Annotated in this window: 14 protein-coding genes; 2 read left to right on the top strand and 12 right to left on the bottom strand. The window is 52.7% G+C overall.

Going from position 1 to position 16914, the window contains the following annotated elements; translation table 11 throughout:
- Positions 1-287: 287 nt before the first annotated feature.
- Together BZK40_RS05260 and BZK40_RS05265 are read left to right on the top strand one after the other, a co-directional pair.
- A complete protein-coding gene (locus BZK40_RS05260; protein ID WP_079934282.1) occupies positions 288-6200 on the top strand; it encodes a pectate lyase-fold domain-containing protein in 5913 nt (1970 codons plus the stop codon).
- A gap of 197 nt (positions 6201-6397) precedes the next feature.
- A complete protein-coding gene (locus tag BZK40_RS05265; protein ID WP_008786311.1) occupies positions 6398-6568 on the top strand; it encodes a YhfL family protein in 171 nt (56 codons plus the stop codon).
- Positions 6569-6634: 66 nt separating this feature from the next.
- Here BZK40_RS05265 and trpS read toward each other — a convergent pair whose 3' ends face one another.
- The 12 genes from trpS to BZK40_RS05330 all read right to left on the bottom strand — a co-directional run bounded on the left by trpS (position 6635) and on the right by BZK40_RS05330 (position 16815).
- Positions 6635-7639 carry a tryptophan--tRNA ligase gene (gene trpS, locus BZK40_RS05270; RefSeq protein WP_003827687.1) on the bottom strand — a complete coding sequence of 335 codons (1005 nt, stop codon included), beginning with the start codon at positions 7637-7639 and terminating at the stop codon, positions 6635-6637.
- The gene (gph, locus tag BZK40_RS05275; protein WP_003837920.1) at positions 7632-8390 is read right to left on the bottom strand and encodes a phosphoglycolate phosphatase; all 759 of its coding nucleotides are present in this window, start codon (positions 8388-8390) and stop codon (positions 7632-7634) included. Before gph ends, trpS begins: the two co-directional genes overlap by 8 nt.
- Entirely contained in the window at positions 8383-9060 is a 678-nt protein-coding gene (rpe, locus tag BZK40_RS05280) for a ribulose-phosphate 3-epimerase (RefSeq protein WP_003023561.1), read from the bottom strand. Before rpe ends, gph begins: the two co-directional genes overlap by 8 nt.
- Before the next feature lie 17 nt (positions 9061-9077).
- Positions 9078-9914, bottom strand: a complete 837-nt coding sequence (gene dam / locus BZK40_RS05285) for an adenine-specific DNA-methyltransferase (protein WP_003827684.1) — start codon at positions 9912-9914, stop codon at positions 9078-9080.
- A 117-nt stretch (positions 9915-10031) separates the two neighbouring features.
- A complete protein-coding gene (gene damX / locus BZK40_RS05290) occupies positions 10032-11336 on the bottom strand; it encodes a cell division protein DamX (protein ID WP_071446675.1) in 1305 nt (434 codons plus the stop codon).
- Between the two features lie 96 nt (positions 11337-11432).
- Positions 11433-12521, bottom strand: coding sequence for a 3-dehydroquinate synthase (gene aroB, locus BZK40_RS05295; RefSeq protein WP_003827681.1), 1089 nt, complete (start codon positions 12519-12521; stop codon positions 11433-11435).
- 57 nt (positions 12522-12578) lie between these two features.
- Entirely contained in the window at positions 12579-13100 is a 522-nt protein-coding gene (aroK, locus tag BZK40_RS05300; RefSeq protein ID WP_003023552.1) for a shikimate kinase AroK, read from the bottom strand.
- Between the two features lie 404 nt (positions 13101-13504).
- Positions 13505-14752, bottom strand: a complete 1248-nt coding sequence (gene hofQ, locus BZK40_RS05310) for a DNA uptake porin HofQ (protein ID WP_079934283.1) — start codon at positions 14750-14752, stop codon at positions 13505-13507.
- The gene (locus BZK40_RS05315; RefSeq protein ID WP_008786323.1) at positions 14655-15068 is read right to left on the bottom strand and encodes a HofP DNA utilization family protein; all 414 of its coding nucleotides are present in this window, start codon (positions 15066-15068) and stop codon (positions 14655-14657) included. The genes hofQ and BZK40_RS05315 overlap by 98 nt, the downstream gene beginning before the upstream one ends.
- Positions 15058-15513: a HofO family protein gene (locus BZK40_RS05320; RefSeq protein ID WP_079934284.1), complete on the bottom strand. Its 456-nt coding sequence runs from the start codon at positions 15511-15513 to the stop codon at positions 15058-15060. The genes BZK40_RS05315 and BZK40_RS05320 overlap by 11 nt, the downstream gene beginning before the upstream one ends.
- Positions 15497-16036 carry a PilN domain-containing protein gene (locus BZK40_RS05325; RefSeq protein ID WP_079934285.1) on the bottom strand — a complete coding sequence of 180 codons (540 nt, stop codon included), beginning with the start codon at positions 16034-16036 and terminating at the stop codon, positions 15497-15499. Before BZK40_RS05325 ends, BZK40_RS05320 begins: the two co-directional genes overlap by 17 nt.
- Complete coding sequence (locus BZK40_RS05330) at positions 16033-16815, bottom strand: type IV pilus biogenesis protein PilM (protein ID WP_079934286.1); 783 nt, start codon at positions 16813-16815, stop codon at positions 16033-16035. The genes BZK40_RS05325 and BZK40_RS05330 overlap by 4 nt, the downstream gene beginning before the upstream one ends.
- Positions 16816-16914: the final 99 nt, after the last annotated feature.

The following is a 16914-nucleotide window of genomic DNA, read 5'->3' on the forward strand; positions in this document are numbered from 1 at the left end:
CATTTACTTTCTCGTTTATTATTCATGATTTATTCTCAAACCTGAATTAAGAAAGACTAAATTCATTCACCAACAAAATAAATTTGCGTTCTAATTTATAAAAATCGCGTAAAAAAACCTATTTATAGCCGTATAACCCATAAATTCAATTCATATCCTAAATAATACATGACCATTGAGTAATTTGACGAAGCACGGTCATTCAGTGGCAAAATAATAAATTACCTCGAAATAAATTTATGCCTTCAATGGCATATTTTGTGCGTATTTATTTAAGGATGTCGATTATGCAAAGGAAAAAACTCATTGCTGTGGGTATTGCTCTTGCGTTGCAAACTTACTATCTCCCGGCGATAGCCGCAGATAGTAGCGACGATGACAATGATTGCCCTACTGATATATCCGTATTATCAAAAGCCGAACGTAACAAACTCTCCGCACGCTGCCTGGCAGATTATACAGAACAAGACAATCACTGGGGATGGGTCGCAGGTGGTGTCGCTGCGCTAACAGCTGGTGTAGCGATAGGTATCGATAACAATGGCGGCGGCCATTCCCACCATAATGATACTCCGGCAACCCCATCAGATAATGGCGATGTAACGCCCACACCTCCTGACGACGATAGCGGCGATGTAACGCCCACGCCTCCCGATGACGATAGCGGCGATGTAACACCCACGCCTCCCGACGACGATGGCGGTGATGTAACGCCCACACCTCCCGATGACGATGGCGGCGATGTAACACCTACACCACCTGATGATACCTCTGTTATTACCTTCAGTAACGGCGTCACCATCGATAAAGGCCTGAACACACTGACATTTGACGGCATCAAGCTGGATAGCGGCACGGACCTCGGCGGCGCCGTATGGAATTACGTCGGACAGGACGATCGGTGGCAGATCGCGTTACAAGACGGTAAAACGCTGCTGGTTTCCGACTGGAAAGTGACCGACGATAATGCCGCCGTCATTGAAGGTACGGTGCAAGGAAGCGGTCTGTACTGGAAATATGACAGCCAGGGATACCTGATCGTTGCCGATGATCAAACCACCGTTGCAACGGGCGACGACGAGTCACACGTTGCCGATCGCGGGGTTGATACCCGTGGTGAAGGTAAAACAGGTGTCATCATCTCCGGCGATCGGACAAACAACGCGTTAAGCGGTGATTCCTCCGTCAGCGATGGTGCGGTCGGCATCGTCATTACCGGTGACAACACCACCAATACGATTTCAGGACAAAGCACCGTCGACGGCGCAACCGGCGCGCTGATTTCAGGTAACGGCACCATCACCCGCATTTCCGGTGGCATTGACGTCACTGGTGGCGGCACCGGCATGGTGATCGATGGCAACGAAACCACGGTGGCGAATACCGGCACCTCTAACATCAGCGGTCAAGGTTCAACCGGCTCCATCGTCAATGGCGACAACTCGCACGTTATCAACGATGGTGAACTCTATGTGGCCGACGGCGCTACTGGGGCAAAGATTACCGGTGATGATGTCCTCATCGACAACAAAGGCGATACCACCGCCAGCGGCGCAGGTTCTACCGGGCTATATATTGACGGCGACAACGCAACCATTAACAGCGAAGGGAAGCAGGATATTTCCGACGGCGCAACGGGCATCCTGATTAACGGCAACAGCGCCACCTTCGATAATATCGGCACCACCGATGTCAGCGGCGTAGGCTCTATCGGTATCAGCATCACCGGCGACAAAACCCGCATTACTAACGATGGTGAGCTAAACGTTACCGACGGCGCGACCGGAGCCAAAATGACAGGTGACGGTGCGGTGATTGATAACACCGGCGACTCAACGGTCACCGGCGCGGGGTCAACCGGGCTGTACATCGCGGGAAATAAGGCGCTGGTTATTGGCGAAGGAGATCAAACCATTGCGCAGGGCGCAACGGGTACCGTCATTGCGGGCGATAATTCCCGAATCGCGAATACGGGTGATATCACCGTGGATGGCGCGGGCTCTATCGCTGCAGTCATTGATGGAAATGATAATAGCCTGACTCAGGCAGGTGACATGCTGGTCACCAACGGCGCGACGGGTATCGTCACTGACGGGGCGGGTAACGAAATCAAAAACACCGGCAACGCGACCGTGCGCGATGCAAACTCCGTGGGTTTTGTGATCGATGGTGAAAGAAATGTCTTTAATAATAAAGGAAATATCGACGTCAGCCTGAATGGTACTGGCGCAGAAATGAGTGGCGACTCGTCACAGGTAACGCTGGATGGCGATATCAATGTGACCGCTGTCGAGGACAGCAACGGCCTATACCGTGGTGCACAGGGCCTCGATATGGCGGGTGATAACAATACGCTGAATATTACCGGCAACGTCACAATCAGCGGTGACTATGACGCAGATAGCCAGATGGCCAGCAACAGCGATACCCTCCAGGGAATCACCGTCAGCGGCACGAACAATCAGGTGGATCTAACCGGCTCGCTTAACATCAATGTTAGCGATGTGAGCACGGTAAGTGGACAGTGGCTGGATACATACGGCCTCACGGTCAAAGGTGATGGCAATACCGTCAATCTGATGGGCGGTATTGATATCAACTACGCCGAAAATGGCGATGGCGAAGTATCGTCTGTTACAGGCATAAATATAGACGGAGCTAGCAGTGTCACATTAAGCGGTGAGTCCACATTGAATATCACCACCCTCCCCGGCGGGTCAGTGACACTGGCAAATGTACAAAACGGCGGCAGCTTAACGTTAGACCAAAACTCTGTAATTAAAATCACAGAAACAGTTTTGCCCAGTGAGCATTACACCTACAACGCAATACTAACCGCAAAAGGCCAGGGTTCATCGATCGATAATCAGGGAGCCATCGTTGATGACGGCGCTGTCGCCCTATTATTCGCCCGCAGCGGCGCACAGGCAAAAAACAGTGGCGATATTAGCGCCTATGCCACAAGCGGTCATGACAACCGTAATGCAATCACTGCGGCTACCGATCAAGGATCGATTGTTAGCAACGCAGCGGGAGGATCAATCACGCTGGTATCGTCACTAACCCCAGGCAGCGATGGAGGAATAGGAACCTTCCCGCTGATTTGGTACAGCAATACGCTGTACGCCATGCTGGCGGAAAACTACGGCGAAGTGCGCAACGAGGCAGGCGCCACAATAAATCTCCAGGGGGCGGGAGTCTATGGCGTATCCGCCAGTAAAGGGACGGCCCTCAATGCCGGAGATATTTACCTGGACGGCTTTGTCCCGACGCTGAACGACGATAATACCGTCGCCAGCAAAAGTTACTGGTCACCATCACAACTCTATCTGACCAGCTCGGCAATGGTGGCAGGCACCACCGACGGTGGTTATGGCGATGCAACCGCCACCAATACAGGCACCATTACCGTCAATAATGCGGGCTTCGGTATGATGGCACTTAACGGCGGCACAGCCATTAACCAGGGCACTATTAACCTGACCGCCGATGCAGGCGTCACCAAAACCGATGATAACCAACTGGTGGGCATGGCGGCGCTGAATGGTGGCATCGTGATTAACGACACCACAGGGACCATCAATATTGATGCCAATTACGGCAAGCCTTTCCTGACTGACAGCAAAAGTACCGTGGTTAACTACGGTACGGTCTGTTATGACAGCAACTGCCAGGGCAGCGACGACTACAACCCAACCGACAGCAACGTTTCCCTTACTTTTGCTGATGGCGATGTCATTACCGCCGCAGGCGAAACGCTTACCGGCGAAACCATCATTACCAATCCGGTCGCAACGGAAACCGTACACATTAGCAACGCGGGCACCGTCAGCGGCGGCAAGGTCATCGTTAAAAATTACGGCGATTTAACCAATGCCGACACCGGCAGCATCAGCAGCGTCAGTATTGCAACAGGCGGCACCTATACCAACGAAGGTACAACAGAGGCAGTCTCCGTTGACGGCGGTGTCTTCAACAATACAGGCACCGTGACCGGGAAAACCGGCACCACCGTCGCAGGTTCCATTATCAACAACAGCGGGTCCATGAACACGGTTGAGCAATGGTCCAGCACCATGAACAATACCGGCATCGTGACGGACTGGACCGGCGCATCGGGTGGTGCGGTACTGAACAACAACGCTGGCGGCGAAGTCGATAAACTCAAATTTACCGCTGCCGCAACCGTCAATAACGCGGGTGTCATTAATAACGGCACCGTCGATAAAAACGGTACGCTCAATAATCTTGAAGGCGGCGTGATGACGCTGACAGATAACGCCCTGTGGTCCGGCGCCTTCAATAACTGGGGGACAGTGAACAGCGATGCCGATATCGCCACCGGCGGGAGCGGGCACACGCTGTACAACGGCAGCACTGGCGTCATTAACGGGCAGGTCACTACCTCGAAAAATAATGGCGGCAGTAAAGCCATTAACGACGGCACCATCAACATTGATAAAACTAACAATGTGGCGATGTCCGCGCACGGCAGTGCGAAGATGGTCAATAACGGCACCATCAATGTGGGAACCGAAGGTACCACACAAACCGGTATGGTCGGGATGCAGCTGGAATCAGATGCCAAATCCGATGCGGTGATCGAAAATAACGGCACCATCAATATTTACGCCAGCAACTCCTACGCCTTCAGCCAACTGGGCAGTAACGGTCATATCGTCAATAACGGCACGGTCTACATTGATGACAACGTGACTGGCTCCGGCTTTATCAAGCAGGATGGTAAAACCATTGAAGGCAGCGGCGAAAACGGTGACGGTACGGAAGTGCATTATGTTGACTTCACGGCCCCCACGGAACCTGCTATTACCGATGGCACGACAACCGTTACCACCAGCGACAGTGCAGATTCAACGGCCACCAACAACCTGTCGGGCTATGTGGTCGGCACCAGCGCTGATGGCAGCGCCGGTAAGTTGATGGTCAGCAATGCCAGCATGAACGGCGTGGAGATTAACACCGGTTTTACCGCAGGTACTGCCGACACCACCGTCAGCTTTGACAACGTGGTCGAGGGCAGCAACCTCTCCGACGCAGGTGCCATTCAGTCCACCTCCGTGGTGTGGAATGCACAGGGCAGCACCGATGCCAGCGGCAACGTTGACGTCACCATGACCAAAAACGCCTATGCCGATGTGGCGACCGATAGTTCCGTCAGTGACGTGGCGCAGGCGCTCGACGCCGGTTACACCAACAACGAGCTGTACACCAGCCTCAACGTTGGCTCCACCGCTGAACTGAACAACGCGCTTAAGCAAGTGAGCGGCAGTCAGGCTATCACCGCGTTCCGTGAAGCCCGCGTGCTAAGCAACCGCTTTACCATGCTGGCCGATGCCGCGCCGCAAATTAAAGATGGCCTGGCGTTCAACGTCGTAGCGAAAGGCGACCCGCGCGCTGAGTTGGGCAACGATACCCAGTACGACATGCTGGCATTACGTCAGTCGTTGGATCTCACCGCCAGCCAGAATCTGACGCTGGAGTACGGTATCGCGCGCCTGGACGGTGACGGTTCGAAGACCGCGGGCGACAACGGCCTGACCGGCGGCTACAGCCAGTTCTTTGGTCTGAAGCACAGCATGGCGTTTAATGAAGGTCTGGCGTGGAAGAACAGCCTGCGTTATGACGTACACAACCTCGACAGCAGCCGTTCTGTCTCTTATGGCGACACCAATAAGGTGGCGGATTCCAACGCACGTCAGCAGTATCTTGAGTTCCGCAGCGAAGGGGCGAAAACCTTCACCATGCTCAACGATACGTTGAAAGTCACGCCGTACGCCGGGGTGAAATTCCGTCATACGCTGGAAGGCAGCTATAAAGAGCGTAGTGCGGGTGATTTCAACCTGTCGATGAACGCTGGCAGCGAAACCGCTGTGGATTCCATTGTCGGAATGAAGTTCGACTATACCGCTGAAAATGGCTGGAGCGCCAGCGCCACACTGGAAGGCGGTCCGAACCTGAGATACAGCAAAAGCCAGCGTACTGCGTCACTGCAAGGTGCCGCAGGCCAGTCCTTTAGCGTAGACGACGACCAAAAAGGCGGAGGCATCAACGGCCTGGCGACGGTCGGCGTGAAATACAGCGCCAAAGACGCCAGCCTGAATCTGGACGCTTACCAGTGGAAAGAGGACAACATCAACGATAAAGGCTTTATGTTGAATTTCAGAAAAACATTTCGCTAATTAATTAAACCCGGCAGCCTGGTATTATTTATTAATACCAGGCTTTTTTATTTAAATTCAATTCACTAATCGTATGTTTTATATATAAAGCGACATGTCCTTTTCTGGACTACTTAAAGTTTATGTTAGTTGATATCTTATCCGGCGAAAAATGGACTTCATCCATTTAGAAATAGATATCTAACAAGGATTTTGACATGTTTAAATTTGCAAAAATCACCTTAGTTGCTGGTGTTCTGGCTACGCTGACCGCGTGCACTGGTCATATCGAAAACACAAAAAATAACTGCAGCTACGATTATTTCCTGCATCCAGCAATTTCGATTTCAAAAATTATTGGTGGCTGTGGTCCGGCTGCAAATCAGTAATAAAAGCGATTGCGCAGATACAAAAAAACCGGGAACTTCCCGGTTTTTTTAACAACACAGAGCGCATTACGGCTTGGCGACAAAACCAATCGCTTCGTAAACGGCTTTCAGCGTAACAGATGCGCGGGCGCTGGCTTTTTCCGCACCTTCTTTCATCACTTTCTGCAGGAAAGCTTCATCGTTACGGAAACGGTGATAGCGTTCCTGAAGCTCGGTCAGCATACCGGAAACGGCCTCTGCGACTTCACCTTTCAAATGACCATACATTTTGCCTTCGAAGTGCTGTTCCAGCTCCGGAATGCTCTTACCGGTGACGGCGGAGAGAATATCCAGCAGGTTGGAAACACCCGCTTTGTTCTGCACGTCGTAGCGTACAACCGGCGGCTCTTCGGAATCGGTCATCGCACGTTTGATTTTTTTAACCACAGATTTCGGATCTTCCAGCAGACCGATCACGTTGTTGCGGTTGTCATCCGACTTGGACATTTTCTTCGTCGGCTCCAGCAGCGACATCACGCGCGCGCCGGATTTAGGAATAAACGGCTCAGGCACTTTAAAGATGTCGCCATACAGGGCATTAAAGCGCTGGGCGATATCGCGGCTCAGTTCCAGATGCTGTTTCTGATCTTCGCCAACCGGTACCTGGTTGGTCTGATACAGCAGGATGTCTGCCGCCATCAGTACCGGATAATCAAACAGACCGGCGTTGATGTTCTCCGCATAGCGCGCGGATTTGTCTTTGAACTGGGTCATACGGCTCAGCTCGCCGAAGTAGGTGTAGCAGTTCAGCGCCCAACCTAACTGTGCATGCTCCGGTACGTGAGACTGCACGAAAATGGTGCTTTTTTCAGGATCGATACCGCATGCCAGATACAGCGCCAGCGTATCGAGCGTTGCTTTACGCAGCTGCTGAGCATCCTGACGAACGGTGATGGCATGTTGGTCAACGATGCAGTAGATGCAATGGTAGTCATCCTGCATGCTCACCCACTGACGCAGCGCACCCATATAGTTGCCAATGGTCAATTCACCTGAGGGCTGTGCGCCACTAAAAACGATGGGCTTAGTCATTTTTTGATTCCTGATTTTCGCTATGCGGAAGCCCGAGAGCGGGCAGTAGTTCATTAATACGGTCGTAAATAACGTCGGGCTGGCTCAGCGCGATCGACTCGCCGTAGTTGTAGCCATAGGTCAGGCCAACGGACGGACAGCCAGCAGCTTTTGCCGCCTGAATATCATTGCGTGAATCCCCTACGAAGAGCATTTGCTCAGGCTTGATGCCAAGCTTACTTGCCACCAGCAGCAGCGGATCCGGATGCGGTTTTTTATTCTGCACGTCGTCACCACCGATGACCACGCTAAAGTACTTGGCGATATCTAATGCTTCGAGCAATGGCGCGACAAACGGGGTCGGTTTGTTGGTCACCAGACCCAGCGGCAATCCTTTCGCATGCAGCGCGCCCAGCGTGTCGGCAACATCAGGGAACAGGAATGTCCCCTCTTCTGCAACATCGCCGTAGTATCTGTCGAACAGCTTACGCAAAATACGTACCTGCTCCTCGGCGGGAATATCATCATCAACGGGCGGTTTACCCATCGTTTTACGTAATGTTGCGCGCTCCTGACGGGACCACGCCAGCGCGCGCTCCATCAGTACATCTGCACCGTTACCAATCCAGGTGATAACGCGTTCTTCTCCGGCAACCGGCAGTTCCAGCGCATACAGCGCCATGTCCACCGCTGCGGCTAATCCCGGCGCGCTGTCGACCAGCGTGCCGTCGAGGTCAAATGCAGCGCCCCGAATATCCTGAAACTTATCCATGACTTACCTTCGCCAGTTCATTGCGCATTTCATCAATGACTTTTTTGTAGTCTGGTTGGTCGAAAATGGCGGAGCCTGCAACAAACATATCTGCGCCTGCCGCGGCAATTTCACCAATGTTATTCACTTTGACGCCACCGTCCACTTCGAGGCGGATATCGTAGCCAGATTCATCAATACGACGACGCACTTCGCGCAGCTTATCCAGCGTTTGTGGGATGAAGGACTGTCCGCCAAAGCCTGGGTTAACGGACATCAGCAGGATCACATCGAGCTTATCCATGACGTAGTCCAGATAGCTCAGCGGTGTTGCCGGGTTGAACACCAGGCCCGCTTTACAGCCATGCTCTTTGATCAGCTGTAAAGTGCGATCGACATGCTCGGAGGCTTCCGGATGAAAAGTAATGATGCTGGCGCCAGCGGCGGCGAAGTCCGGGACAATACGATCGACCGGTTTCACCATCAGGTGAACATCAATCGGGGCGGTGATGCCATATTTACGCAGCGATTTCAGTACCATCGGTCCGATGGTCAGGTTCGGTACGTAGTGATTGTCCATGACGTCGAAGTGCACGACATCGGCACCGGCAGTCAGCGCTCTCGCGGTGTCCTCACCCAGGCGGGCAAAATCAGCCGACAGAATTGAGGGGGCGATCAAATACTGTTTCATCCGCTTCTCCTTGAGATTTATTTCTTCGCAGGCGTTACGACTCCTGGTTTATACAGTGCCAGCAGTTCGTTCACCTTTTTACGCGTGCCGCCATTGCTGCTTATGCTGCGCCGCACTTTGACCTGAAAATGTTTCGCCGCTCGGTACCATTCACGGGTATCGGGCGTATCGTGGTTCGAAATTAACACCGGGATCTGCTTACTGACCAGCTTTTCTGCCATCTCGGCCAAATGCGCCTGCTCTTTCGGGCTAAAGCTGTTGGTGTGATACGCAGTGAAATTTGCCGTCGCCGAAAGCGGTGCATAAGGGGGGTCACAATAGACCACAGAGTTGCTATCCGCACGGTTCATGCACTCTTCATAGGAGAGGCAATGGAACTCCGCATTCTGCGCTTTCTCAGCAAAATGGTACAACTCGGCTTCCGGGAAGTAAGGTTTTTTATAACGCCCAAACGGGACGTTAAACTCGCCGCGCAGGTTATAACGGCACAATCCGTTGTAACCAAAGCGGTTCAGATACAAGAACAGCACTGCTCTGCGGAACGGATCCTCGCTGGCATTAAATTCTTCTCTGAACCGATAGTACACCTCAGCCTGATTGGTTTCAGGCATAAACAGCTCACGCGAAGCCTGCACATACTCATCGGTACGCGTCTTCACGATGTTATAGAGACTGATAAGGTCGCTGTTGATATCGGCAAGAATATAACGAGAAAAGTCGGTGTTGAGAAACACCGACCCGGCACCCACGAAAGGTTCAATCAGGCACTCACCCTGGGGTAAATGCCGTTTGATATCATCAAGCAGGGGGTATTTCCCCCCTGCCCATTTCAAAAAAGCGCGATTTTTTTTCATGCTGACTAACTAATTACACCTTCTCCGGCTGTGGAGAAAGCTCCGACAGCATCCTGCGCTTTAGTCTTTGTCCCGCAATTGGGCGAAACATCAAACCATTGCAGAACATATCCTATCTTACTTCAAATCGGCCTGAACCTGATGCAGCGGTTTTGCCCACGGGTTTTTCGCCTGAATATCAGCGGGTAACGTAGACACTGCACGTTTCGCGTCTTCTTTAGACGCATACACGCCTGTCACCAGAACATACCACGGTTGACCGTTACGCGTCGTCTGGTACACCACGTAGTTCTTCAGGTTTTCTTTCTTCGCCCAACCGTTCAGGTTGTCGTAGTTAGAAGAACTGCTGAGCTGCAGCGTGTAATGGCTGGACGGCGCAGATTTTAACGCTCCAACATTACCTGCGCTTTTCGCTCCGCCAGCAACAGGCGTTGTCGTTGTTGCTGTCGCCGTTGGCGCAGGCGTTGCGGTCTGCGTTGGCGTCGCAGTTGCTTTCGGCTCAGCGGTCGCTTTCGGCGTAGCGGTTACCACAGGTGCTTTAGTTGTGGTGGTCGGCGCGGTAGCAGTTACGGTTGGTTTTGCCTGAGCAACAGGTTTCGGCTCTGTCGGCGTCGCTTTCACCGTAGTTTGCGGTTTGCTCTTCGGCTCAATAACGGCCTGTTTACGTTCCTGGCGCGTAGCAGCAGGACGCTCAGTCGTTTCCGTTTTCGCCGTCTGGCGCGCAGCATTACCATTACGCATCGGCGCAACGGTCGCAGGTTCGGTCGGCAGCGTAGAGTTAACCACGGCGTTGTTAACCTGCTCCTGACCCTGCGGTTGTGTCAGAGCATTGTTCAAATCGCCCTGCACTTCAACACGCTGCTGGCCTTCGGTTGCCGCAGGTGCCTGACCTTGAGTCGGGGTAGAGGAAATCGGTGGCAGGGAAACATCCTGCTGGGTATTGCCAGCGGTCTGCTCAGTGCCCGTTGCAGGAGCCGTTGCGCTCGCCTGATCCGTTGCATTGCTGCCAGAAAGATCGATGCTCTTCTCACCAGATGCTGCCTGCTCATTGGAAGAAGATGAGGGGGCTTTCAGCGCAGAACCAATGCCGATAATCAGCAGCAGCAGTACCAGAACACCCACACCCATCATCATATATTGGCGGGAGGCAGGCTTGCTGGCGGCTTTCTTACGCTTGCGCGGACGACGTTCTACACGCTCTTCATCCACGGCATCGTCATCAGATTCATACTCTTCTTCAATGTCCTGCTCTTCTTCACGCTCTTTGCGTGCACGTGCAGGACGGCGATCGTCAGCATCCAGATCAACATCATCAAAATTGATTTGCGGCTCATTATCGCGTTCAGACGATTGACGAGAACGACCAGTACGACGATCGCTGGGATCGGGTTTCAGCTCGTCTTCTGGTTTGAATTCATCCATTTAACACCCCACTCAAAGGTTAATGCTTACGACTTTGCACATAACCTGAAGCTAAAAGACCTACGTTTCGCAACGTAAGCCTGACCTTTCTTGTTGTTACGCCTGCTGGCAATCAGCAATAGCGTTAAGAACCACCTCGTGCGACACTCCGCCGCGCACTTCACTCTTCCCTATCGCTCGCGGAAGCACCAAACGAATCTCTCCCGCTAACACTTTTTTATCTCGCAGCATGTGCGGCAGATAAGCCTCGGTGGACATTTCACGCGGCCCATTCACCGGTAAGCCTGCTCGCTGTAACAGCGTAATGATGCGCTGCGTATCAGCGGAGGTGAACTGACCCAAACGTTCTGACGTACGGGCAGCCATTACCATACCTGCTGCGACTGCTTCACCATGTAACCAATTGCCATAACCCATTTCAGCTTCGATCGCATGGCCAAACGTGTGTCCCAGATTCAGTAAAGCACGTAAGCCCATTTCACGCTCGTCTGCTGCGACAACTTCTGCTTTCAGCTCACAACAACGACGGATACAGTACGCCATTGCCGGACCATCCAGACGCAGTAACGCATCCAGATTGTCTTCCAGCCAGCTGAAAAATTCACCGTCAAGAATGATGCCGTATTTGATCACTTCCGCCAGCCCCGATGCCAGCTCACGCGCAGGAAGCGTTTTCAGACAATCGAGATCCACCACCACGGAGGCCGGTTGGTAAAACGCGCCAATCATGTTTTTACCGAGGGGATGGTTTACGGCGGTTTTGCCGCCAACGGAGGAGTCGACCTGCGACAACAGAGTTGTCGGGACTTGAATAAAACGAACACCACGTTGATAGCTGGCTGCCGCAAAACCGGTCAGATCGCCAATCACGCCGCCGCCAAGGGCAACTAACGTGGTATCACGACCATGCGGTTTTTGCAGTAACGCGGTGAAAACCGTATCCAGAACCGTCAGGCTTTTATACTGCTCGCCATCGGGAAGGATAACGCTATCAACGTTAACACCCGCCTGTTCAAGTACGCCGCGAACCTTATCGAGATAAAGGGGAGCCAGGGTTTCGTTGGTCACCAACATAACCTGATCGCCCGATTTCAGCGGTAAGAATGAAGCTGGCTCATTGAACAAACCAGCCGCGATGGTGATAGGGTAACTACGTTCCCCGAGAGTGACTGTGATCCTCTCCATTACGCGACATCCACCTTAGTTACTTGTACCCGCAGACGAGTGTGTATTCAGCCAGAATTAGTTGCTTTCCAACATATGAATAATCTGGTTTGCTACGACTTTTGCGCTCTGATCGTCGGTGCGAATGGTCACGTCAGCAATCTCTTCGTACAGAGGATTGCGTTCGTCAGCCAACGCTTCCAGAACTTCACGAGGCGGTGATTCTACCTGCAGCAGCGGGCGTTTCTTGTCACGTTGAGTACGTGCAAGTTGTTTTTCAATTGTCGTTTCAAGATAGACCACGACGCCACGCGCGGAAAGACGGTTACGTGTTTCACGTGATTTTACAGAGCCACCGCCAGTTGCCAGCACAATACCCTGTTTTTCCGTCAACTCGTTGATGACTTTTTCTTCGCGATCACGGAAGCCGTCTTCACCTTCTACATCGAAGACCCAGCCCACATCAGCTCCGGTTCGTTTCTCAATCTCTTGATCAGAATCGTAAAATTCCATATTGAGTTGTTGAGCTAACTGGCGCCCAATAGTGCTTTTTCCGGCACCCATAGGCCCAACCAGAAAGATATTGCGTTTCTCTGCCATTTTTTCGGTACTACTAAGACTATTCGTTAATGGTAAACCCGCTTCGCAGACACCCAGCGCAGCAGGACATGAACTGAAACCTCATAAGATATTGCGAGAGTCAGACTGAAAATTATCTCAATACTCAAGCGGGTTTGGCAACTGAATAAATCACCAAACCTAACGCATTTCTGGTCGTGGCAGGCATGCTACCCTGCAAACATCAGACCTGGCGACGTATCGCGCAGTCAAATGACACCCAATAAGCCTATGGCACACCACCGGAAAGGCAAAGCGTATTCACTGCCGCATAAGTAAAGAAAAGTACCGACGCTCAAATCGGTACTCCTTGTATGCTAAATACACCCTCACGTCAAATCCCTGAAACGTGTTCAGTGCAAAAACAACGGCTTTTCATGCATAAGTTATTCCGTTGAAACCAGTCTGGGCGTAATAAAGACCACTAATTCGCGCCGTTCGTCTTCTTTACCATCATGGCGAAAAAGAGAGCCAAGCCAGGGAATGTCGCCTAATAGCGGCACGCTGTCGGCTGCGGATTTATTCTTATGTGAAAAAATCCCGCCAAGCGCAATCGTCTCGCCGCTTTTTACCTCGACCTGCGTTTCAATCTCCTGCTTGTCGATAGCCAGCACTTCGCCATCTGCCTGCTGTAGAACCTGTCCGGGAACATTCTGGCTGATATGCAGTTTCAGCCTGATTCTCCCTTTCTGCAACACCGTTGGTGTTACCTCCATCCCCAGTACCGCTTCCTTGAAATCGACGGATGTCGCACCGCTTTCACCGCTGGAGACCTGATAAGGGATCTCACTGCCCTGCTTAATACTGGCAGGTTGCAGGTGAGATGCCAGTAATCGTGGACTGGCGATGATATCCAACTGCTGTTTTTGCTCCAGCGCAGACAACTCCAGTTCCAGTAAACGACCGTTAATACGGCCAATGTTAAATCCCACACGGGATGTGGCGGTGGCTACAGAAAGGTCGCTGGCGAGCGTCGTGACATTCCCAACCGCCCCCGAGTGTTGTGCGTCAGCCAGCGACCACTTCACTCCCAGCTCGCGCAAACTTTTTTCATTAATAGTCACGATATGCGCCGCCAGTTCGACCTGGGCAACCGGCAAATCCATTTCCGATACCCACTTTTCCAGGGTGTTAAGCGCAACGCTATTATCACGCAGCAGTAAGCGGTTGGTCCGTTTATCCACCGTCATGCTTCCCTTGGCACTGAGCAGCTTTTCTCCTGCTTTTGCCAGCTCGGCAGCATCGGCATAGTGCAAAATAATGCTGCGCTGCTCCAGCGGCATACTGGCCTGAATCCGCGCCTGTTCATTGTCCTGGCGGGCCGCATTTTCACTCTGCCATTGAACAGAATGTACATGCAGGATGTTTCCCTCCTGGCGTAATACCAGTCCGGCACTTTTTACCACCGTCTGCAATGCCTGCTTCCAGGGGACATCCGTCAAATGCAGCGACAGCACACCGCTGACATCTGGCGAAACCACCAGGTTTTTCTGTTCCTGTTCAGCCAGCGCCTGCAATACTTGCGTAACCGGCACATCATCGACCACCAGCGTCACGTTTTGCGGTTTCGTCGCCAGTGCGCTCGTTATCCCGACCGCCAGCGCTATTACTATCCACGCTATCCATCGCTTCATTTACCGCTCCTTGTCGTTGCCACTGCCACCGCGGCGGTTCGCAGTTTTTTTCTGTGTCGAGGGTTATGTTCTGGGCCGTTATCTGCGTAATCGTCCAACCGTTTTTCAGGACGTCATTTGGCTTAACCCGCCGCCATTTTTTCTGGCTATCCTGAACGATGCCGATGGGTCGCGTGCCCTGGCTCACCATGCCCTGAAAACGCCATGTCGACAGCTCAGCAATTTGGCAACGGTCCTCCGGCGGCAGGAAGGGATTACGCATACCGGTGAGCATCAGTACGCTTACGCATATCAACAGCCAGCGTTCAACCGTCATTCAGACGCTCCAGCTGTAGCGTTAGCAGCAGCTCCGTGTCTTCTGCGCTAAGCGAAAATCGGCTGACGTTCATCCCCTGAGCCGCCAACTGGACAAACGTCTGCGGGATAGCATCCCAGGCCGATATCAGCGCCATCTCTCCGCCTTGCGCAGAGGGTTGCCAGTGGATAAGACGAGTAAGTGAAGTCTGAAACAGTAGTGGAGAGAACAGGGTCAGTTTCTCTTCCGGCTCTGCTGGTGATGCCGCTAACAGATAGACATCTCGCCATTGCATCTGAATAGCTGCCCGTTGCTGGACCAGCGTCTCGCGTTGCATCGTCCGCTCCCGCGCTACGGGATAAAGACATAACGTCACCAGTATGAGTAGCCCCAACATCCAGCCGCACCAGCAGATGAGTCGAAAGCGCGGCGACTGCGCTAACCAGACATCACAGAGCGTTATCATGCGCACCGCTCCGTGTCAGTCGATAGTGGAATTGCCAGCGTCCCTGCGCATCCTGCTGCGTTTCACCGGAGCTGCTCAACTGAAATAATGGCCGCTGGCGTAATTGCGTTTCCAGAGTCTTCAGCGCGGCAAAGTTCAGCGTGTTTCCCGTCAGTTCCAGCGTGTCCTGTTGCCAGGTCATTTTTGTTAACCACGCCTGCTCAGGCAGTAATTCCGCCAGCTCTTGCAAAACCGACTGCCAGCTTCGGGTCTGCTCACGCTGTTTGCTCCGTGCCTGCACCTGTTGCCATCGTTGCTGGCGCTGCTGCATACGCGGCTTTAGCGCCATTAAGGCCTCGACACGCGTCTTTTCGGCATCTGCCAGCAACAATTCAGCCCGATTTTCTACACTCAACACGCTGTAGTAGCGCAACAACACGCCAATACTAAGCAGTAGCGAAGCGCTAAATAAGATGCCCCAGAAGCGCAGGCAAGCGTAACGCCGAGTCTGACGCCAGGGCAGAAGATTAATGGTCGCTATCATCGGTACGAGCCTCCCATAGCGAGTCCCAGCGCAATGGCGAAGTGATGGCTTTGCGTTGGAATGGGCGGCTGGCGTACAGACACGGCGCTCAAAGGATCGAAGCCGCCAGGGGAGCATTGCGCAATGGCTGTCGGGGGAAGAGATAATGTCGTGGCAAGCTCATCGATACTGCCAATATCGCCCGTTGATTTACGTCCCCATACCGAACGGGTCGCCCATAACCACTGGGCGTCATCACGCCATACCAGACACTGCTGATGTTCTGGCAAGAAGGGAATAAATCGCTGTAACGCGCTGGCATCCGGTGTAATCGCCGTAACCTGCACCTTCAGGGTTTGGATAAGCGTCAGAAGCGCTGAAATCTCTTTGCTTTGCGCAGCAGTGACGTTAAATGCCGGGCTCAACGTGTCTTCGCTATAATCAAAATGCAGCGCATCCGGCGCCATATCGAGTTCACGCGCCATCGAACCGGACAACCATGCGGTTTGCTCTGGCTCGCGTAACGCCATTGTCGGACGAGGAAACTTTTTTTGTAACGTCCTGTTGGCGGGAAAAGAGAGATGAATATGGTGTCGGCGAGGGAGCTCCCGGCTCCACGGCAGTAGCGCGGCGACCAGTTGTTCAGGCTCGCGAATGTGGCCATCGACGATAACCTGAGGCGTCAGCGGTATACGCCACCAGCGTTGCAGATACCAACCTGATGCTTCGCGAACGATAGCGACAGCCAGCGCTTCATGTTGCTGAATATGCAGACCAATTTTCCAGATATTGAAAGCCATTGCTGATGATCTCCTTATCACCCGTCGCTTTAACGGGTATATCAATGCGTCTGGCTTGCCTTTATACTACCGCGCGTTTGTTTATAAACTGCCCAAATG

Source organism: Citrobacter portucalensis, from assembly GCF_002042885.1.
GTDB lineage: Bacteria > Pseudomonadota > Gammaproteobacteria > Enterobacterales > Enterobacteriaceae > Citrobacter > Citrobacter portucalensis.